Consider the following 19096-nt stretch of genomic DNA (forward strand, 5'->3'; position numbering starts at 1 on the left):
ACTTCGTGCCTCGCTTAGGGTTGTCGATCTTTATCTTGAGGTTTTAGAATACTTGGACGCTGGTTTTTGATTGGAACTGGCGAACGTACCAGAATCGCCTTCATTGCTTTGTAATCAAAGGGAATGAGAGGCCAGAGGTAAGGTACGCCAAAGGATTTGGTCCGCCATAAAAGAAAGAATACCACTGCAAAACCGATCCAAAACCCAATGAAATTCAAGAGTCCCGTCATAATGATGAGGAACAATCGGGATAATCGGTTGGCTAAACCTAATTCATAGCTAGGTGTCGCAAATGTCCCCACCGCAGCAATAGCTATATACATGACAACCTCTGGGGTAAACAGTCCCACTTTCACCGCAATATCTCCCAGCATAAACGCAGCAATCAAACCTAAGGCGGTTCCTAGAGGACCCGGAGTATGAATTGTACCCATTCGCAACAGATCGACACCCAGCTCAGCCAATATGACTTGCATTAATAGGGAGACCTTTGTCGGTTCTGTGACACCGATAAACTGAAGTGGTTCAGGAAGTACATGCGGATTTAGGGCTGCCCCTAACCAAAGGGGTAAAAGAAAGAGTGCCGAAAAGATTCCTAAGAATCGTATCCACCGCAGATAAGCACCCACAATCGGTTCCTGCCGATACTCTTCCGCATGCTGAACGTGACTCCAGAAGGTCGACGGTGCAATCATGACCGAGGGAGAAGTATCTACAATGATTACAACATACCCTTCAAGCAAATGAATGGCAGCAACATCTGGGCGTTCAGTATAACGAACACGTGGATAAGGGTTCCAGAATTTACTTCCCAGAATGAATTCCTCAACACTTTTTTCCGCCATAGGAATTCCGTCAATTTTAATGCCTTGAATGTCGTTTTGGATTTTCTTAACCATATCTAAGTTGGTAATATCTTCAATGTAGGCAATACAAACATCCGTCTTCGACCGTCCGCCCACCTGAACTAACTCCATACGCAGTTTGGGATCTCTTAAACGTCTGCGTATTAAAGCTGTATTCATGACTAGTGTCTCAGTAAATCCATCTCGACTTCCCCGAGTGACTCGCTCAATATCTGGTTCCTGGGGCGTACGAGCAGGATAGGACCGCGCATCGACAATAATGGCTTTATCTTGTCCTTCGACAAAGATTGCCATGGGGCCTGACAAAACGAAATAGAACACTTTATCCATGGTTTGAGCTTCAGAAACTTGTAAATTAACGATACGCCCCTTGACGAGTTTATCTAAGGCATTGACAATAAGGTCTGAGCGTTCTAAGTCAATTAAAGCGTCAATAATTAGGCTTGCAACTTGGGTGTTGACCATCCCATTAACAGAATAGATGGCGACCTTCTTGCCGCCAATGGACATTTCCCTAAGTACGATATCAAAACAATCAGGTACTCCTAACTCCCTGTTGAGATAATCGACGTTTTCTTGATAATTTTTACTTATAGGAATGTTCTTCTCGCTTGAATTGTTATCCATTACATGCACCCCCTATTCGTGGTTCGATATTCGTGGTTCGAATGTAGATCTATGGGATCGTTCAGCTAAAGCTGAACGTTGAATGAACGAACATCGCTTCGAGCGGTTATCCTTTTGGTTTGAAGGCTACTGACATTATATAGCCAAAAAAAACGGCCGCTGCGATCCCTACTGCGGTTGCTTCAACTCCTCCGGAAAAGGCGCCTAAAATTCCACGCTTTTCAACTGCCTCCATGGCCCCTTTAGCTAGGGTATAGCCAAATCCTGATAAGGGAATCGTTGCGCCTGCCCCTCCGATTTTTACTAAAGGTTCGTATACTCCCAACGCCCCAAGAATTGCTCCCCCAGAGACGAATGAAACTAGGACATGGGCCGGAGTAAACGTCGGTTTTGTCAGGTCCATTAGAAGCTGCCCTATGACACAAATTGTTCCACCCACAATAAAGGCAGGAATAATCATCTCAAACATACGGTTACGATCCTTTCTTCTATCCCTCAATAACCACTGCGTGCCCAATGCCTGGAATAGATTCTCCTTGTAGTGCGGAGGTTGGACTATGAAGGGCACCGCTCCCTACCAGCATAACTTTTTGCAACTCACCTGCTTTAATTCTCTGCATAATATCTCCGGCAAAAACCACCGACGAACAGCCACAGCCACTTGCTCCTGCGTGTGAATCCTGGCTCTCATCGTAAATCATAACTCCACAGTCCGTGAAGCTCGTCCCCGTATCCAGACCGCTTTGCTTCAATAGCTCACAGGCAAGTGATAAGCCAATCTCTCCTAGATCTCCCGAAGCTATCAGATTATAGTCGACAGGCTTAAGTTGCATATCTTGGCAGTGATTTAGGATCGTATCAGCCACTGCGGGGGCCATGGCTGCCCCCATATTGTTGACATCTTTGATAGCAAAATCGATCACTCTTCCAATAGTTGCCGAGGTAACTCGAGGACCCTCTCCGCTCCTGCCAAGAAGCACACTGCCTGCGCCTGTTACTGTCCATTGTGCACTCATAGCCCTTTGAGCCCCTTGCTCCGTTGGCAAGCGGTATTGACGCTCAGCCGTATCATGGTGACTAGAAACCCCTACTAAAATTTTTTCGGCAAAACCGCCATCTATTAACATACTTCCTACTGCCAGACTTAAGGCCATTGTTGAACAAGCGCCATACAACCCTATAAAGGGTAATGCCATTTGACGCGCTGCAAAATTTGAAGAGATGATCTGATTAAGCAAATCTCCAGCTAACATAAAATCAATTTCTTCCTTTTGGACAGATGCTTGGTTCATTGCCCCTTGCATAGCCTCTTGAAGCATTTTGCTCTCAGCGACTTCCCAGGACTTTTCCCCATGGAGCCCGTCGTTCCAGACCTTATCAAAGGTTTTTCCGAGAGGACCTTTGCCTTCCTTTGGACCTACCACGGAATAAGATGATAAGATAACCGGGGGGTTATCAAATACCACAGTCTGATTTCCAACTCGTTTCAAGTTCACTGTTATATCATCCCCATTCATAAGTTGGAGTACTCCTACTGAGCAGCGACTAGTGTAAGAAGAAATAAACAAAACCCACAACAATCGACGTTGCGATGCCATACACTAGTACCGGCCCTGCAACAGTAAACAATTTTGCCCCAACACCCATTACATACCCTTCACGTCTAAATTCCATAGCAGGTGCAACGATGGAATTTGCAAACCCTGTCACTGGAACAATTGAACCTGCGCCGGCAAACTTTCCAATCTCATCATATACTCCCAAGCCTGTTAACAAGGCTCCTAGGAAAATCATGGTTGCGGTTGCTGCAGTGGATGCTTCAACTCGCACCATCCCGAGGGTAATAAAAAAATTGATGAATAGCTGCCCTATGGAACATATAATTCCTCCGACAATAAATGCTCTCACAACATTTTTAGAAATTGTCGGCTTTGGGGTATATTGCTGAGTTAATGCTTGATATTTTTCCGGGGTAACAGAGATTGAGGGCTTACGCAGAGTTTGATCAGCCACCCCAAATCCCTCCTTTCTTATCAACCACATACAAATTCTATTATTTGGCATAATAAGGATAATTATACTCCTTATTTTAGACTTTCTGCCCTGGAATGAGATCCTTCACTAGCGCTCAGGATGACACTGTACTAAGTCATACTGAACGTAGTGAAGTATCTTGACCCAATATTATTTTTCCATCCCTTAGTGATGCTGCTCATGAAAGTCTAATACTTCTTAATTCGACATAGCTTTCCAAGGAATTCTCTAAAACCTAGCAGGAAAATTATGGGTTATAGCGAAATCATTAGTATTGATAAAATTAGGGGGAATGGTCTTGAACCTTGAAAAAAAAATAGAACGCCTGACCCTACTTCTGCGCTTAGATGGTGAACTTGATATGCACACTGCTTCTACTCTACGACATGCTATTGATAGTGAGATTGAGAAACGAGGAATTCGTACAGTTATTCTTAATCTTCAAGGAGTTCAGTTTGTCGACAGTTCTGGACTGGGCGTGATCTTAGGCAGGTACAAGAAATTACTTCCCTTGGGCGGGAAACTTAAAATCACGAATGTGCCCCCTCATATTTATAAGATTATGGAATTGTCCGGTTTACCTAAAATCATCAGCTTCTATGTAGATGAAGCACACGCCTATGAGGAAGGAAGGGGAGCTTAATAATGAAATCAAACCAAATATCCCTCACATTTTCTAGTATCCCTGAAAATGTGAGCCTTGCCCGTTTACTTATTGCCTCTGTAGGAGGGCAACTAGATCTTTCACTTAATGACATCGAAGAATTAAAAGTTGCGGTTTCAGAGGCGGTCTCTAATGCAATCATCCACGGATATCAGAATGTCCCAAATAATATTGTTTACCTCGATCTAGACATTACCAATAATCTTCTTACAATTGTTGTAAAAGACGAAGGATGCGGGATCTCTAATGTAGAGCAAGCCATGCAACCTGCGTACAGTACGGATCCTGAGCGAATGGGCCTGGGCTTTGTCTTCATGCAATCTTTCATGGACGAACTTCAAGTAAAATCTGCACTTGAAGAGGGAACCATCGTCACCATGAAGAAGCACTTCAAGCAAACACCCATCTCCTCTCATTAGGGGGGCGCGATATGATTCAACGACTTTCAGAAATGAATCTTCCCCATTTTCCTTTACTCTCTGATAAAGAGATGATGGAATACCTTCATGCCGCCAAAGAAGGAGATACCGAGGCCCGCGAACGTCTCATTAATTGCAACTTGAAGCTCATTTTTAACTTAGTTCAACGTTTCTCCCATCGAGGGTATGAGCTGGAAGACCTCTTTCAGATTGGAACAATAGGACTGATAAAAGCCATCGACAAATTTGACTTCTCCTATGGCGTAAAGTTCTCAACCTATGCTGTTCCCATGATTATCGGAGAAATACGTCGATTTCTCCGGGATGATCACCCAGTGAAAGTTCCACGTTCCTATAAGGAACTTGTCTACAAAGTGAATCGAGCTCGAGATGAATTATCCGCCTCATTAGGTAGGGACGCGACCATCGGGGAAATCGCAGCGAATATAGGTGTTGATCGGGATGAGATCGTCGCAGCTCTTGAAGCTATCCAAAGCCCTACCTCTATCTACGATACGCTTTATCAAGACGACTCAGATCCCATCTACGTTCTCGATCAACTCTCTGAAGAAAAGGGTCTTGAATCTAGTTGGTTCGAAAAAATTGCCCTTAACGAAGTCTTGGACAAGCTGCCTGAAAGAGAAAAGCGTGTTCTTTTGATGCGATTCTTTGAAGATAAGACTCAGAGTCAAATCGCCAGCCTGCTTAATCTCTCACAAGTTCAGATTTCTCGCATTGAACGTGCGGCACTCCTTAGAATTCGTAAACTATCTGAGATCAACGATCGTTCAGATCTTGACAATCAAAACTCTAGCTCGGATTAGCCACCTTAACGCTAGAAACTGAAGACTCCTTTTATAGTTCGTGTCAACTGATCAACTAAGCCAGCCCTTGCCACTCCGTGATCGGCTATCAAGTTGACAGTGGCTTGTAATTGATCATTTTGGTAAAGGAGTACTTGTCCTAATGTCTGTCCCTTCTCAACAGGTGCACTGATTTCTGGGTTTAGCTTTGTCTCAACCCAGAAATTTTTGTCTTTTCCTTTTTCTACTGTGGCTCCTAAGGCAATTTCCGTAACAGCGACGATCTCGTCTTCGACTCCTTTACGAACCTTAACTACCCCTTGCTTTTGCTCAGCGGGGGCAAACTGTTTAAATTCGTATTTTGCAAATCCGTAATTGTAGATTTTCATAGATTCTGCAAAATGTCCTCTAACTTGGGGTACACCCATCACGACACAGATCAATCGTAAGCCATTTCTTTCCACAGTTGAAGCCAAGCAATATCTAGCTTCATTAGTCCATCCTGTTTTAAGTCCATCCGCTCCTGGGTACCACCATAATAATTTGTTGGTATTGTAGAGCTTAAACTTACCCTCCCGTAAGTCGTATTCCTTAATGCTGGTCAACTTACGAATCAGGGGATATTTGAGAGCTTCTCTGGAAATCACGGCTAAGTCATAGGCACTTGTATAATGCCCCTCAGCAGGCAGACCATAAGCATTGACAAAATGAGTATTCTTCAGCCCTAATTCTTGAGCTTTACGGTTCATATCTTCTACAAACGCTTCATGGGTTCCATTAATATGTTCAGCGACTGCGACACAGCCATCATTGGCGGACCCAACGGCTATGGCAATTAACATCTGCTCTAATGAAAAGGTTTCTCCTGGTTCGAGGTAGATTTGAGAACCTCCTAATTTACAGGCATTTTCACTAGCTGTAACAGTATCTGTCAACTTAACTTTTTCTTGGGCCACTGCATCTGCTGCGATTAGTAAGGTCATAATCTTAGTAACGCTTGCAGGTGCTAATTCTTTGTGGGATTCTTTTTCGTAGAGAATCCGACCAGAAACCGCGTCCATCAAAATTGCACTTGCGGCATCCGTCTCAATTTCGACTCCTTGAACTGGCTTTACATTAGAAAAGCCAAGGTTTCCCAGAACAATACCCATTGCTAAAACGATTGCCAAAACTTTGCGCATCTTTTGTCCCCCCTCATAATTAGTGTGAATTTATTATTCCCGAAAAAGTAAATTATATTGAAATCCTACTATAAAATAACAAAGAACCTTTGTGAAAAGGCTTCTTTAAACCTGAGGGAAGTAAAGGGTGGAAGCAAGGGAAGCAAGGGAACCGCCCCCCTTGCTTCCATTGCTTTCCTGCTTTTCTGCATACCTCTCCTTAATACCTACCAAAACGTTTCATAGGTACTTTAACATCTCTAAATCCATGCCAATAGCAAGGACTAAAATAGCGTAGACTTAGTTTAGATGGATAAATTCTATGCCGCAGCACACATCCCCGGATTACCTCAACTCCGGCATTGTCACACTCTTGTTGAAGGTCTTGGCTCCAGGTTTGTTCTTGGAACCATATCTTGCTGCATCCTGCGGAAACAGTATCCAGAACTAAGGATTTAAGGCTTTCAGGCAATAGACAGGGTACTACAACTGTCACTTTATCTGTAAGCTGAGCTAAGTTTGGATAAACCTTACTCCCGTCTATGCGAGCTAAGCCCTCTGCAACGGGATATACAACGCATCCAAAATCTTTCAATGCCCGCCAAACCTTCCAGGCATGTTTATGCTTCTGAAACTTTTGCGTATTCCCTAGCACGGCATATGTATCTTGAGTGGTTAACCCTCCTGCCAAAGGATAAATTTTTTTCTCACGTGCCATATAAAAACCTCCTTCCCTGTTGCAATAATATATGCATACGTGGAAAGGAGGTTTTTATGATTGACCCTTGTCCATTGAACTAAGGATGAGTCGATTACTGTATTACTTCCTCGATCAAAGGAAGCTGTTCAGGAGTTTCGCTTCCAATGGGAATTAAATCCTGAGCGAGAAGAAGCCCCTCGGCTAAGGATTCCTTATCTCTTCCATAGAGCTGCAAGAGAGGTTCTCCCGCTTCAATCCACTCTCCTGTCTTTTTGACCAGCAAAACCCCAGTTCCTAAGTCAATAGGACTATCCTTTGTAACTCTACCTGCTCCGAGGGTCATAGCTAAGATCCCTATTTTATGGGCATCAATTGATTGAACATACCCCGAATCAGCTGCAAGGATTGGTAGACTCCAGGGAGCAACCTGTAAACGTCTATCGACAACCGCTTGGTCATCTCCTCCCTGTGCCGCTATAAAGTTTAGGAATTTATCCCAAGCTGCACCACTTTCTAAGCTTTGGAGCAAGCATTTCTTTCCTGTATCGACATCGGGTACCGAGTCTCCGGCCACCAGCATCCAAGCCCCTAATTCCAGACATACTTTTATTAAATCATCTGGCCCCTTACCCTGCAGGGCATCTGCTACTTCAAGAATCTCCAGGCTATTCCCTACAGCACGCCCTAACGGCTCATTCATATTGCTCAATACGGCAATTGTTTGACGCCCTAAGGCCTTGCCGATATCAACCATCGTCGTTGCTAACCTTCGAGCATCTTCAATTGTCTTCATAAAGGCTCCCGAGCCGTACTTTACGTCCAAAACGATCCCCTGGGCTCCGGCTGCAATTTTCTTACTCATGACTGAAGAGGCGATTAAGGGAATTGAACTAACAGTTCCGGTGACATCACGAAGAGCATATAGTTTCTTATCGGCTGGGACAAGGTTCCCCGTTTGAGCAATAACAGCTATACCGATTTTCTTGACTTGCTCTAGAAACTCTTCCTGACTAAGCTCTACCCTAAACCCCGGTATAGAACTAAGCTTATCTATTGTTCCGCCGGTATGCCCCAGCCCTCTGCCGGACATTTTTGCCACCGGCACACCACAAGCTGCAACCATGGGTCCCAGCAGTAAGGTGGTCTTATCGCCAACACCACCGGTACTGTGTTTATCAACAAATCGCCCTCCAAGTGTTGAAAGATCGAGTTGTTCTCCGCTTTTAGCCATCGTTGAGGTAAGTTCGGCGGTTTCCTCAATTGACATACCTTGAAAGTAAACAGCCATCGCCCAAGACGACATCTGATAATCGGGAATATCTCCTTGCACATATCCCTCGATAATAAAGTGGATTTCCTGCTTAGAAAGGGGTTCCCCATCCCGTTTCTTTTCGATAAGATCTACCATGCGCATACGAAATCACTCTTTCTATCAATTAACACTTTATTAGTTATAGTTCTTAGTTCACTCTTTGAATTTCCCGCCTTTTATGTACACCCTCTTTTGTCGTGAGGTTTCCTAAAGCACCTTCATAAGTCCTTGTACAAAGTTCACAAATTTCTTCTCAACTCGTACAGCAGTCTCCATAACTTCTGTATGACTTAGTTTTTGAGGTAGTATACCGGCTGCCATATTGGTGATACAGGATATCCCTAAAACCTTCATACCCCCGTGATTAGCAACAATCACTTCAGGAACCGTACTCATGCCAACCATATCTGCTCCAACCGAACGAGAATAGCGAATTTCTGCCGGAGTTTCATAGCTAGGGCCGCTCATTGCTACATACACCCCTTCTTGTGGGCGAATCTCATAGTCCTGCATGATGGCTAACGCCTTTTGGCGCCACTCAGGATGATATGCCTCGCTTAGGTCAGGAAAACGCGGGCCTAGATTGGATAGGTTTGATCCACGCAAAGGATTTTCGCCCATGAGGTTGAGATGATCTTTGATGAGTATTAAATCTCCTGGTTGAAACTCTGGATTGATTCCACCCGCGGCATTGGTGACAACAAGACCCTTGACGCCTAAGACCTGCATCACCCGAATTGGAAAGGTTACTTCCTGCATTTTATATCCTTCATAGTAGTGAAAGCGCCCTTGCATTACCACCACCGATCGACCTTCAACCGTTCCAAAAACTAATTGACCTGCATGCCCCTCAACTGTTGATATTGGGAAATGCGGAATATCTCTGTAACGAACGATGACCCTATCCTCGACTAAATCTGCAAAGGCACCTAACCCCGAACCCAGGATGATACCAAGTTCAGGCAGTGAAGGAGCTCGCTCCGCAAGGTAACTCCGTGCTTCTTCTAATTTATGTTCCATTTTCATTTCTGAAAACATTACAATCCCTCCTTTTTTATCAAAGTGTAAAAACTATTCCCATTGATCAGCGGTTCCGCTTCTAGGTATTCAGCCACTGTTGCTCCTAAATCAGCAAAGCTCGATCTCACGCCCAGATTAATTCCCTTTTTTAAGGCCGGTCCGCAAACAAGTAACGGAACATATTCCCTACTGTGATCTGTACTAGGCATGGTTGGATCACATCCGTGATCAGCGGTAATAACGAGCATATCCTCTGAGCGCAAAGCAGCATAGATCTCTGGTAAGCGAGAATCAAATTCCTCTAAGGCCCGAGCATACCCGACCACATCGTTACGGTGACCATAAATCATATCGAAATCCACTAGATTGGTCATAATTAGACCCTTTTCAACCTTAGCCATATAATCTAATGTTTTATCGACACTCTCCATGTTTCCCTTGGAAGTTACATGATCAGTCACACCTCGTCCGGCATAAATGTCGTTGATCTTTCCAACTGCACAGACTTCTAGTCCATGTTCTTGCACATATTCAAATAATATTTTCTGGGGGGGTTCAAGGGCAAAATCGTGCCGGTTTGGAGTACGGTAGAAGTTTCCGACTTCTCCGAGGAAGGGTCGGGCAATCACCCGCCCAACTTGAAGTTCATCTTTCAGCATGGTGCGTGCAATCTGACATATGCGCATCAGTTCCGGCAGCGGGATTATTTCTTCATGCGCTGCAACTTGAAATACAGAGTCTGCTGAAGTATAAACGATGGGCATTCCTGTTCTTACATGCTCTTCGCCAAGCCGTTGTATGATCTCTGTTCCAGAAGCTACTTCGTTTCCCATCACCTTTCTCCCGATGGCCGCCTCATAACCTTTAATAAACTCCCTAGGAAAACCCTGAGGGAAGGTCGGAAGTGCTTTCTCCAAAATCACCCCCGCTATTTCCCAATGTCCACTGGTCGTATCCTTCCCTCGTGATCGTTCTGCCATTTTTCCAAAACAGCCTTCCGGGTTGAGGGCTGCAGGAACTCCTGTAATAGAATGTATCGTTCCTAGTCCAAGTTTTTCTAAATTAGGCAGATTGAGTCCGCCGCGCTGCCTAGCCAGGTTACCTAATGTGTCGCTTCCTAAGTCCCCATAGTCCCCAGCATCCGGCAGTTCTCCAATTCCAACGCTGTCTAAGACAATAATTACAACTCTTCGCGGCATATATCTTCCTTCACTCCTTACTCTTAAGATCCGCTCGTGGATGAGCTTTTTGAAAGACATCTAACAAGCGTTTTCGTGTCAAATGGGTATAGATCTGAGTTGTCGAGATGTCAGCATGCCCCAACATTTCTTGAACAGAACGTAAGTCAGCTCCATGATCCAGGAGATGGGTTGCGAAACTATGACGAAACATGTGGGGGGAAACTTTTTGCTCAAGTTGATGATCCTTTGCCCAATTATTTAGAATATGAACCACTCCTTGTCGAGTCAGGGGACGCCCATGGACATTCAAAAAAAGACGATCACTTTTTTGTTTGCCACATAAACGAGGACGTGATCCATCTAAGTACCGCTCCAAATCACGAATCGCAGGTTCGCCCAGGGGTACAATCCTCTCCTTATTCCCTTTTCCGATACAACGCACATATCCCACATCTAATGCCACATCTGACACACGTAAACTAATCAATTCAGAAACCCTCAATCCACTACTATAGAGGACCTCTAGCATTGCTAAATTTCTCATGGTTAGAAGGGTTTCTTCCTCTGATTTCAATAGTTTGTCCATTGTAGCTTCCGACAACACCTTCGGAAGTGGTTGATTTAATTTTGGTGTTACTAAATAAGTACTTGGATTATCATCACGTAGTCCTTCATCCAGCAAAAACGCAAAAAATCCTCGGAGTGTCGCATTACATCGTGCAATCGTTCGAGGTGCTTTGCCATCTTCTTTGCATTTTAGCAGAAATAAAAACAAGTCATTGCCCTCACATATGGAAATGTCCGTACCCCGCTGTTTAAGGTAAATCATTAGCTGACGCAAGTCGCGCTCATAGGCCTGCCTCGTATTTTCAGAAAGCCCCCGCTCTACATGCAAGTATGTTAAATACTTTTTCAAAGTTCTTTCTTCGGAGGTCACAATATCCCCCCCTTTTCTTACTATGTTCTACATCGGACGGGGATATTCCTTTATCAACCATTTATCTCTGTTGAGATAGTAGATTCTACTCGCAAGGGGTTCCCATGGGGTTTTTGATCATTATGCAAGAGTGAAGACATCCAACTATTACACACTGCTACTAGTTTTGGTAGTAGGACTGCTAGTAAAATTAGAAGAACAAAAACCCTTCCAAGATATAGAAAAAAATCTCCCCAGCGTTTTGTTGGTTGCATCACGCTCCCCCCTATCCTTAAAACCTATGCGCCTCCTGATTGTCCTTATCCTAGAAAAAAGCAAGGACCGAATATATAATCGGTCCCAATTGCTCTGAATCTACCGTAGGTCATAACGAGGATTAAAGGGTTGTGGAATTCCAATCTGGCGTTCTAAACGCTGCAACCATGCAGGTTCAAATTGCTCTTCAAAAAGTTCCCACCAAAGCGGTTCTTTCCCAGGTAAAAAGCCCATACGTTTCTCCATTTTTCTAAGCCATCGAGGTTCAAACTGTTCTTCAAATCGTTCCCACCAAGCAGGTTCGTACCCTCCTTTATAGTTTAGGGGATACCAACGTACTTGATACGGATAATGACCGTATATAGGAACGACATTTGTTCGGGTATGATGCAATGCCCTCACTCCTTGCCAAATAATTCTTAATTATACCCAATAACCGATTACAATACCATTTTATTCCTTTTGGTATAGTTCGAAAGTTGCCATTCTCGTCTAAACTTAAAAGTCATTTAAAAAAACGAGCAGAACCGAAGATCGGGTTCTGCTCGTTTAAGTTATATTGATGTTCCTCGTTCAGCAATTTACTGACGAGCTACTACTATAGTAAGGCTTCTTCTAAGGGGGTATACATTATGTTCAGCGATTCTGCCACAGCCTTATAGGTTAACTTGCCATTAATGACGTTAACCCCTTTACGCAAGGAACGGTTTTCTTGAATTGCTTTAAAGTAACCCTTGTTTACGATCTCAAGAGCATATCCAAGGGTAACATTAGTCAGAGCATAGGTTGAAGTTCTTGCAACAGCTCCAGCAATATTGGCAACTGCGTAATGAACCACTCCATATTTAAGATAGGTGGGGTCATCATGGGTTGTAACTCGGTCAATGGTTGCAATACTGCCACCTTGGTCAATTGCCACATCAACTATAACACTTCCAGGTGACATTGCTTGGACCATCTCTTCAGTAACGAGGTGAGGAGCACGGGCGCCGGGAATAAGTACAGCTCCAACCAGCAAATCCGCTTTTGCAACACTGTTAGCAATATTAAAGGGATTTGAGGCCAAGGTTCTTACTCGACCGTTGAACATTTCATCAATATCTCTAAGCCGTTGTGTGCTTTTTTCAATAATCGTAACTCCTGCACCTAGTCCAACAGCCATTCTCGCAGCGTTTGTACCGACAATTCCGCCACCGATAATGGTTACGTTTGCAGGGGTAACCCCAGGGACTCCACCAAGTAGAATTCCTTTTCCGCCGCTGGGTTTTTCTAGTAATTGAGCACCAATTTGAATTGCCATGCGCCCTGCAACTTCACTCATGGGAGTGAGCAAAGGCAATGAACCATTATCCAATTGGATAGTTTCATAGGCGATGGCCACAACATTTTTCTCCATGAGAGCCTTTGTCAATTCCGGTTCTTTAGCCAGATGTAAATAAGTATACAATATTTGTCCCGATTTAAAATAGCCATATTCTTCGGCTATAGGTTCTTTAACCTTTATCACTATGTCAGCTTTCCAAACATCTGCGGCTGAATCAACGATCTGAGCACCAGCATCGATGTACTGTTCATCAGTGATGCCGCTGCCTTCGCCAGCAGACTTTTCTACGAGAACCTGGTGACCAGTCAATGTAAAAGCATGGACACCTGCCGGTGTAATAGCGACACGACTCTCATTATTTTTTATCTCCTTGGGTACTCCAATCAGCATGATTAAACCTCCATTATCTCTGCATTAGCACGTTTATAGTTGTATTTATAGTTGTATTATAATGCAATTATTGTCCCGTTAGCAAGCGTTGTAATCTTCCAACAAATTTACACCCACTTCATCCGGTTCATTTCCTTAAAAAGCACTCCTACTAAAGTTTCAATAAGCGCAGTCCGAGGATAGAGAAATACCCTTGAGCAACTCCAACTGCGACTGCACCAATAGAAACAAACGCAGCTGCCGCAGTATAATAGAGAAACTCTCTGCGCAACGATTCTCCTCTGGCTTTCCCGCGAAGTAAAAGAAACGAAAAGATCGTTGCTAGTCCTGCCCCGAGGAGCAATAATGGAATTCCAAAAATAGTTGGTATAAAAACCGTTGTTAACACGAGTGCTATTCCTAGGGTTCCTTTTGCTCCAATAATAAAGCTAATGGTAAAGCCAAGAATAAACCCCCTCGTAAAGACAATTAGATAAATCAAGGGAGCCCCAATAATCGTCAGTCCTAAGATCCATATTCCAGCCATCATAATGAACATATCCCTAGCAAGTTGTCCTAGAAACGCTGGTTCAAACGTTGTAGGTTGAGATTTTAGAAGTGTATCTAAAAATTTCCCTAGTTGGGAGGTTTCAGACACTCCTAAGGCATTGACTCCAACCCCTCCGAACACCACTCCGGCGAGATAAACACTTGAAAGCGTTAGATAAATGACCCAATATTGACGAATGTGTTCGCCAAGTTGTTTCCACATCCTGCACACCCCTTCCCATAGTCCCCTATGGGATTTTATTCCACAGCAGGAGAAAGTATGTCCACAACTCTACCAAATAGACCTCCACCACCCGCTTCCACCTGTAATTCTCCATGACGGGCTCTGATAATCCATACCGCGACCTTTTCTCCAGCTATACCGCGCAACTTCTCCTCGTCAACATGATGAAGTATGGCCATTTCTGTACCAAAAGCCTTTAAGAGTCGATCATACATTTTAGGCCCAATTCCAGGAAGCTGTCGCAGTGGAACTTGATGGATATAGCTTGAGGCATCCTGTTTCCCCATAGGACGATCCGCTATACTTACTAAGCGATCCAAGACGCCCATGACAATATGCGTACTCCCACAATTTGAACAGGTCAATTGTGGAGGGGAAGAACCGACAATTCTTTCACAGCTTAGACAATAGGTACGATGATATTTACCAACTCTGGGGGGTAAACCATAATTTCGAACAATGTCCTTGGATTTCCCTGAAATTACATCCAACAACCCTCCAAAGGAGGGATCTGCGCAAGCAAACGAGTTATACTCCCGAGCAATATTTGGTAAAGAGTGGGCATCTGAGTTACTAAACATAACCACTGAGTCTAGTTCACTTATACTTTCAGCCATAGCACGATCCGCACTAAGCCCAATTTCAATGGCTTTAGGCAAGACAGGAAGAACCTCTCTCAATCGCCGACAACAATTTCCATAGATACCCTTATGCGGAGTGAAAACATGGGCCGGAAACCAGATTCCCTCTGCTTTGCTAACTGCCTCAAGCCACAGTTCGATTGGCAGAAAGCCTCTTTGAGTACTTAATTGCCAGTTTTTAATACTATGTCTTATGGACCTGACATACTGTTCTACTTGTTCAATGTAAGGGAAATAGGCTAAAAAATGAGCATTCCCCTCTCCCACCTGTAACTCAATTTCATGACCAGGTATCAGTGTTATACCGTGGGCATCGTACCCTCCTGCAGACATTGACCGTAAATCATTCGAAGCAAGTAACCTCTTAAAATCCTGTTGGACACCCGTGGAATGTGAATCAACAATCCCAACCAGAGAAAGTCCTTTGACTTCTCTGGCAACTTGAAGAATATTGGGCAGGGTTAAGGTCTTAGCTCCTGTAATCTTGACATACTTCCCATCTAAACTTTGTCCAATATGAATATGTAGATCCGCGAAGATCATCCAAGCCGCCCCTGAACAAGTAAAATCCCAAGAATCGTTTTAGCGTCATTGAATTTATTCTGGTGTACCCCTTGCACGGCATCTTCCCACGAAATTCTCTCCACCCCAATAAATTCGTCATCATCCGGGGTGAGAGGATCCCAGACCAAATCCCGAGCTAGAAAAAGATGCATCACCTCATCCGTAAAACCAGGTGTGGTATAAAAGGTACTGATATGTTCCATAGTGCCCCGATAGCCGGTTTCTTCGCGAAGTTCTCGGACAGCGCATTCAAGGGGCGGTTCCTTGGGATCAAGTTTCCCGGCAGGGATTTCTAAGGTTTCCTGAGCAATAGCATATCGGTATTGGCGAACTAGAAGTAATTCTTGGTCCTGTATAGCAACAATCCCTACCGCTCCCGGATGCCTAACAACTTCGCGGGATGTTTGAAGTCCATTAGGTAAACGGACCGTATCCCGGTCCAAGCGGAGCATTCTTCCCTCAAAAAGCACTTCTCCTTCGAGGCGTTCTTCTTGTCTGTTTTGTTTTTCCAATCAAGTTCCCTCTTTCCTTAACCATACTCCTATACTTATTTTACCCTATGTTCTGCCCATAATGCCAAGAAACGTGACTGAAATAAAAATACAGTTGGTTGTGAAAACAACCAACTGCTTACAATCCTCGATCAACCACAAGATCTAAGATGGAGGATTTCTGTTTTTGCTACCTTCATCCCGGTCTCCAGGGCCCGACGGTTCAGGGGAATAAGGTTATGGCGGTACTCCGGCAGAACTTTCTTTAAGGCCCCGAGGACGGATTCTAGGGTTACCGAGCGAGTTAACTCAATAAAAGCGCCGAGAATAATCATATTAGAAACTCGTGTATTCCCTAACTTTTCTTGAGCAAGCTCGTTCACTGGTATTTTTAATACTTGAAGATCCTGGCGTTGAGGCTCTATATCAATCAGTGACGAGTTAATGAGTAATCGTCCTCCTGGTTTAACATCCTGCTCAAACTTCTCTAGGGAGGGGCGATTCAGCACAATAAGCGTATCTGGTTCGGCTATGATGGGAGAACTTACCTCTTCATCTGATATTGTGACAGAACAGTTAGCTGTTCCGCCACGCATTTCCGGACCATAGGAAGGAATCCAACTGACCTGTTTCCCTTCTACTAGGCCCGCATAAGCCAGCAGCTGTCCCATAGACATAACCCCTTGTCCTCCAAAGCCAGCCAAGATAATTTCTTGCGACATTAGATCGACACCTCTCTTTGCATTTTTTTGACACCGAGGGGATAAACAGGAAGCATATTTTCAACTAACCACTTTAATGATTCTGTGGGGGTGCACCCCCAATTCGTAGGACAGGTGGATAGGACTTCAACTAAGGCAAACCCGATACCTGCCATCTGATATTCAAAGGCAGTCTTAATAGCTTTTTTAGCTTTGGACACTTCCTGGGGATTGTGCACTGACACTCGTGCAATATAAGCTGCACCGTCTAGAGTGGCGAGCATTTCAGATACTCTAATGGGATATCCTTGAGGAGCGGCCTCTCTCCCTTTGGGAGACGTCATGCTCTTTTGGCGGAGAAGAGTTGTAGGGGCCATTTGTCCTCCTGTCATACCATAAATGGCATTATTGACAAAAATCGTCGTGATTTTCTCACTGCGGGCAGCGGCATGCACAATTTCAGCCGTTCCAATAGCGGCCAGATCTCCATCCCCCTGATAGGTAAACACTACCTTTTGGGGATGTACTCGTTTAATTCCCGTGGCAACAGCTGGTGCTCTGCCATGTGCGGCTTGTTGCATATCGAGATTGAAGTAACTATAGGCTAAGACTGAACATCCCACCGGAGATACGCCAATGGTCTCTTCTCTAACTCCCAGTTCGTCAATTACTTCAGCAATTAGGCGATGAATAATTCCGTGGGTACAACCGGGACAATAGTGGGTTTTGACCGCAGTTAGTGCTTCCGGTCGATGGAAGACAGGCCTCATAGGTTTCCACCTCCCTCTCCGCTATTAACCCAACGTTTAACCTCTTCAAGAACTGAGCGGGTAGTAGGAACCATGCCTCCAACACGCCCATATAGGTGGACCGGAACCTTGAATTCTAGATTATAACGAACATCTTCTACAAGTTGTCCCATGCTCATCTCAACGGTGAGAACATGATTTGCTTGCTTACAAGCTTCCTGTAAAGCGTTTTTCGGAAATGGAAATAAGGAGATGGGTCGGAATAACCCAGCCTTAATTCCTTGTTCTCTTGCTTGATCTACTGCAGCTTTTGCTATCCTGGCTGACGTACCGTACCCAACCAAAACCAGTTCTGCGTCCTTTGTTTTATAGTTTTCCCAGAGCGTTTCTTGGGACATTCTGTCATACTTAGTTTGAAGATGAAGGTTGTGCTTTTCAAGTTCTACGGGATCAAGAAATAACGAAGTAATTACATTAGGGCTTCGCCCCTTGGCACCAGTCGTTGCCCACGGCTTCTCCATTCTTTGAGTATGATTTTGTTCAGTGAATTCAACGGGTTCCATCATTTGTCCGAGAATACCATCTCCCAAAATCATGACGGGATTGCGGTACTCATCTGCTAAGTCAAAAGCTTTCCCCATCAAATCAAACATTTCTTGAACGGTAGCCGGAGCAAGCACAAGCAGTTTATAATCCCCATGTCCTCCACCTTTGACTGCCTGGAAATAATCAGATTGGGCAGGCTGAATGCCGCCAAGCCCGGGCCCTCCTCGTTGAATATTCACAATGACACAGGGGAGCTCCGCACCCGCGATATAGGTGATTCCCTCCTGTTTGAGGCTAATACCCGGACCTGATGAGGAGGTCATCACACGTGCTCCAGCACCCGCCGCCCCATAGACCATATTAATCGCCGCGATCTCAGATTCAGCTTGAACAAATACCCCTCCGACTTCCGGAAGACGTTTAGCCAAATACTCGGGAATTTCATTTTGTGGAGTAATAGGATACCCGAAAAAATAACGACAACCAGCGCGAATCGCCGCTTCTGCTAAAGCCTCATTACCCTTCATAAGGACCTTCGCCATGAGATTTTTCCTCCTTTCGCACTGTAATTGCAACATCCGGACACATCCTAGCACAAAAACCGCAGGAAATGCACGCTTCTTCCTTCACTACTGTCGCAGGATGAAAGCCCATAGCATTCAAGTGATCAGCCATTAGAATAATATGTTTTGGGCAAGCCTCTACACAAAGCTCACATCCTTTACAGCGCTCTTCATCGAACTCAACCTTACGCATAGACGCTCCTCCTGTCTCGGAATAAGCTACAGTTCTTATATTACCTACACTTATTGAATGCAATATAAATGCCATCGACGTACATAAATCTAAATTTTATCCCCAATCTGGAATTATTTTAGAATTTTCTGAAATAATCAGGACTCCGCTCCCCAGGACAATAGTATAAAAACACTGGGCATTA

General features: G+C 44.4%; 23 protein-coding genes. 3 read left to right on the forward strand and 20 right to left on the reverse strand.

Annotated features, from left to right (window positions below; translation table 11 throughout):
- Nucleotides 1-14: 14 nt before the first annotated feature.
- From HGJ98_RS10095 to spoVAC, 4 genes are all read right to left on the reverse strand, one after another.
- Entirely contained in the window at nucleotides 15-1493 is a 1479-nt protein-coding gene (locus tag HGJ98_RS10095; protein ID WP_291351003.1) for a spore germination protein, read from the reverse strand.
- 106 nt (nucleotides 1494-1599) lie between these two features.
- Nucleotides 1600-1962, reverse strand: a complete 363-nt coding sequence (gene spoVAE / locus HGJ98_RS10100) for a stage V sporulation protein AE (RefSeq protein WP_291351004.1) — start codon at nucleotides 1960-1962, stop codon at nucleotides 1600-1602.
- 19 nt (nucleotides 1963-1981) lie between these two features.
- Nucleotides 1982-2989 (reverse strand): stage V sporulation protein AD, encoded by a 1008-nt coding sequence (gene spoVAD, locus HGJ98_RS10105; protein WP_291351222.1) that lies wholly within the window; start codon nucleotides 2987-2989, stop codon nucleotides 1982-1984.
- A 49-nt stretch (nucleotides 2990-3038) separates the two neighbouring features.
- Nucleotides 3039-3506 carry a stage V sporulation protein AC gene (spoVAC, locus tag HGJ98_RS10110; RefSeq protein WP_291351006.1) on the reverse strand — a complete coding sequence of 156 codons (468 nt, stop codon included), beginning with the start codon at nucleotides 3504-3506 and terminating at the stop codon, nucleotides 3039-3041.
- A gap of 319 nt (nucleotides 3507-3825) precedes the next feature.
- On the opposite strand from spoVAC, the gene spoIIAA reads away from it, so the two are divergent.
- From spoIIAA to sigF, 3 genes are read left to right on the forward strand one after another with little or no spacing between them, the layout of a single operon-like run.
- Nucleotides 3826-4170: an anti-sigma F factor antagonist gene (gene spoIIAA / locus HGJ98_RS10115; RefSeq protein WP_291351008.1), complete on the forward strand. Its 345-nt coding sequence runs from the start codon at nucleotides 3826-3828 to the stop codon at nucleotides 4168-4170.
- Nucleotides 4171-4172: 2 nt separating this feature from the next.
- Nucleotides 4173-4610, forward strand: coding sequence for an anti-sigma F factor (spoIIAB, locus tag HGJ98_RS10120; RefSeq protein ID WP_291351009.1), 438 nt, complete (start codon nucleotides 4173-4175; stop codon nucleotides 4608-4610).
- 11 nt (nucleotides 4611-4621) lie between these two features.
- The gene (sigF, locus tag HGJ98_RS10125; protein WP_291351010.1) at nucleotides 4622-5434 is read left to right on the forward strand and encodes an RNA polymerase sporulation sigma factor SigF; all 813 of its coding nucleotides are present in this window, start codon (nucleotides 4622-4624) and stop codon (nucleotides 5432-5434) included.
- A gap of 11 nt (nucleotides 5435-5445) precedes the next feature.
- Here sigF and HGJ98_RS10130 read toward each other — a convergent pair whose 3' ends face one another.
- The 16 genes from HGJ98_RS10130 to HGJ98_RS10205 form a co-directional block, all read right to left on the reverse strand.
- Entirely contained in the window at nucleotides 5446-6594 is a 1149-nt protein-coding gene (locus tag HGJ98_RS10130) for a D-alanyl-D-alanine carboxypeptidase family protein (RefSeq protein ID WP_291351012.1), read from the reverse strand.
- A gap of 199 nt (nucleotides 6595-6793) precedes the next feature.
- Nucleotides 6794-7291, reverse strand: coding sequence for a CoA-binding protein (locus HGJ98_RS10135; protein ID WP_291351014.1), 498 nt, complete (start codon nucleotides 7289-7291; stop codon nucleotides 6794-6796).
- A gap of 94 nt (nucleotides 7292-7385) precedes the next feature.
- Nucleotides 7386-8687 (reverse strand): pyrimidine-nucleoside phosphorylase, encoded by a 1302-nt coding sequence (locus tag HGJ98_RS10140; protein ID WP_291351016.1) that lies wholly within the window; start codon nucleotides 8685-8687, stop codon nucleotides 7386-7388.
- Between the two features lie 105 nt (nucleotides 8688-8792).
- Complete coding sequence (locus HGJ98_RS10145) at nucleotides 8793-9623, reverse strand: purine-nucleoside phosphorylase (RefSeq protein ID WP_291351017.1); 831 nt, start codon at nucleotides 9621-9623, stop codon at nucleotides 8793-8795.
- Nucleotides 9623-10804 (reverse strand): phosphopentomutase, encoded by a 1182-nt coding sequence (locus HGJ98_RS10150; RefSeq protein ID WP_291351019.1) that lies wholly within the window; start codon nucleotides 10802-10804, stop codon nucleotides 9623-9625. The genes HGJ98_RS10145 and HGJ98_RS10150 overlap by 1 nt, the downstream gene beginning before the upstream one ends.
- A 10-nt stretch (nucleotides 10805-10814) precedes the next feature.
- On the reverse strand, nucleotides 10815-11723 hold the full coding sequence (xerD, locus tag HGJ98_RS10155) for a site-specific tyrosine recombinase XerD (RefSeq protein ID WP_291351021.1): 909 nt from the start codon (nucleotides 11721-11723) through the stop codon (nucleotides 10815-10817).
- Between the two features lie 53 nt (nucleotides 11724-11776).
- Nucleotides 11777-11977: a hypothetical protein gene (locus tag HGJ98_RS10160; RefSeq protein WP_291351023.1), complete on the reverse strand. Its 201-nt coding sequence runs from the start codon at nucleotides 11975-11977 to the stop codon at nucleotides 11777-11779.
- Between the two features lie 100 nt (nucleotides 11978-12077).
- On the reverse strand, nucleotides 12078-12371 hold the full coding sequence (locus HGJ98_RS10165; RefSeq protein ID WP_291351025.1) for a hypothetical protein: 294 nt from the start codon (nucleotides 12369-12371) through the stop codon (nucleotides 12078-12080).
- Between the two features lie 205 nt (nucleotides 12372-12576).
- Entirely contained in the window at nucleotides 12577-13692 is a 1116-nt protein-coding gene (ald, locus tag HGJ98_RS10170; protein ID WP_291351027.1) for an alanine dehydrogenase, read from the reverse strand.
- 151 nt (nucleotides 13693-13843) lie between these two features.
- A complete protein-coding gene (locus HGJ98_RS10175; RefSeq protein ID WP_291351028.1) occupies nucleotides 13844-14443 on the reverse strand; it encodes a stage II sporulation protein M in 600 nt (199 codons plus the stop codon).
- Between the two features lie 35 nt (nucleotides 14444-14478).
- The gene (locus HGJ98_RS10180) at nucleotides 14479-15648 is read right to left on the reverse strand and encodes an endonuclease Q family protein (protein ID WP_291351030.1); all 1170 of its coding nucleotides are present in this window, start codon (nucleotides 15646-15648) and stop codon (nucleotides 14479-14481) included.
- Nucleotides 15645-16181 (reverse strand): NUDIX hydrolase, encoded by a 537-nt coding sequence (locus tag HGJ98_RS10185; protein WP_291351032.1) that lies wholly within the window; start codon nucleotides 16179-16181, stop codon nucleotides 15645-15647. Before HGJ98_RS10185 ends, HGJ98_RS10180 begins: the two co-directional genes overlap by 4 nt.
- Before the next feature lie 131 nt (nucleotides 16182-16312).
- Nucleotides 16313-16882 (reverse strand): 2-oxoacid:acceptor oxidoreductase family protein, encoded by a 570-nt coding sequence (locus HGJ98_RS10190; protein WP_291351033.1) that lies wholly within the window; start codon nucleotides 16880-16882, stop codon nucleotides 16313-16315.
- Nucleotides 16882-17631, reverse strand: a complete 750-nt coding sequence (locus HGJ98_RS10195) for a thiamine pyrophosphate-dependent enzyme (protein WP_291351035.1) — start codon at nucleotides 17629-17631, stop codon at nucleotides 16882-16884. The genes HGJ98_RS10190 and HGJ98_RS10195 overlap by 1 nt, the downstream gene beginning before the upstream one ends.
- The gene (locus HGJ98_RS10200; RefSeq protein WP_291351037.1) at nucleotides 17628-18698 is read right to left on the reverse strand and encodes a 3-methyl-2-oxobutanoate dehydrogenase subunit VorB; all 1071 of its coding nucleotides are present in this window, start codon (nucleotides 18696-18698) and stop codon (nucleotides 17628-17630) included. The genes HGJ98_RS10195 and HGJ98_RS10200 overlap by 4 nt, the downstream gene beginning before the upstream one ends.
- Nucleotides 18673-18912: a ferredoxin family protein gene (locus HGJ98_RS10205; RefSeq protein WP_291351039.1), complete on the reverse strand. Its 240-nt coding sequence runs from the start codon at nucleotides 18910-18912 to the stop codon at nucleotides 18673-18675. Before HGJ98_RS10205 ends, HGJ98_RS10200 begins: the two co-directional genes overlap by 26 nt.
- Nucleotides 18913-19096: the final 184 nt, after the last annotated feature.

Origin of the sequence: Desulfosporosinus sp., assembly GCF_014237355.1 — a bacterium.
In the GTDB taxonomy this organism is placed as follows: domain Bacteria; phylum Bacillota; class Desulfitobacteriia; order Desulfitobacteriales; family Desulfitobacteriaceae; genus Desulfosporosinus.

Coding starts and splice junctions, on each gene's coding strand:
- HGJ98_RS10160 (WP_291351023.1), bottom strand. CDS start 11,977: ATGCAACCAACAAAACGCTGGGGAGATTTTTTTCTATATCTTGGAAGG.
- HGJ98_RS10130 (WP_291351012.1), bottom strand. CDS start 6,594: ATGCGCAAAGTTTTGGCAATCGTTTTAGCAATGGGTATTGTTCTGGGA.
- HGJ98_RS10180 (WP_291351030.1), bottom strand. CDS start 15,648: ATGATCTTCGCGGATCTACATATTCATATTGGACAAAGTTTAGATGGG.
- HGJ98_RS10150 (WP_291351019.1), bottom strand. CDS start 10,804: ATGCCGCGAAGAGTTGTAATTATTGTCTTAGACAGCGTTGGAATTGGA.
- sigF (WP_291351010.1), top strand. CDS start 4,622: ATGATTCAACGACTTTCAGAAATGAATCTTCCCCATTTTCCTTTACTC.
- HGJ98_RS10200 (WP_291351037.1), bottom strand. CDS start 18,698: ATGGCGAAGGTCCTTATGAAGGGTAATGAGGCTTTAGCAGAAGCGGCG.
- HGJ98_RS10135 (WP_291351014.1), bottom strand. CDS start 7,291: ATGGCACGTGAGAAAAAAATTTATCCTTTGGCAGGAGGGTTAACCACT.
- HGJ98_RS10190 (WP_291351033.1), bottom strand. CDS start 16,882: ATGTCGCAAGAAATTATCTTGGCTGGCTTTGGAGGACAAGGGGTTATG.
- spoIIAB (WP_291351009.1), top strand. CDS start 4,173: ATGAAATCAAACCAAATATCCCTCACATTTTCTAGTATCCCTGAAAAT.
- HGJ98_RS10095 (WP_291351003.1), bottom strand. CDS start 1,493: ATGGATAACAATTCAAGCGAGAAGAACATTCCTATAAGTAAAAATTAT.
- ald (WP_291351027.1), bottom strand. CDS start 13,692: ATGCTGATTGGAGTACCCAAGGAGATAAAAAATAATGAGAGTCGTGTC.
- HGJ98_RS10205 (WP_291351039.1), bottom strand. CDS start 18,912: ATGCGTAAGGTTGAGTTCGATGAAGAGCGCTGTAAAGGATGTGAGCTT.
- HGJ98_RS10145 (WP_291351017.1), bottom strand. CDS start 9,623: ATGTTTTCAGAAATGAAAATGGAACATAAATTAGAAGAAGCACGGAGT.
- HGJ98_RS10195 (WP_291351035.1), bottom strand. CDS start 17,631: ATGAGGCCTGTCTTCCATCGACCGGAAGCACTAACTGCGGTCAAAACC.
- HGJ98_RS10140 (WP_291351016.1), bottom strand. CDS start 8,687: ATGCGCATGGTAGATCTTATCGAAAAGAAACGGGATGGGGAACCCCTT.
- HGJ98_RS10175 (WP_291351028.1), bottom strand. CDS start 14,443: ATGTGGAAACAACTTGGCGAACACATTCGTCAATATTGGGTCATTTAT.
- spoVAE (WP_291351004.1), bottom strand. CDS start 1,962: ATGTTTGAGATGATTATTCCTGCCTTTATTGTGGGTGGAACAATTTGT.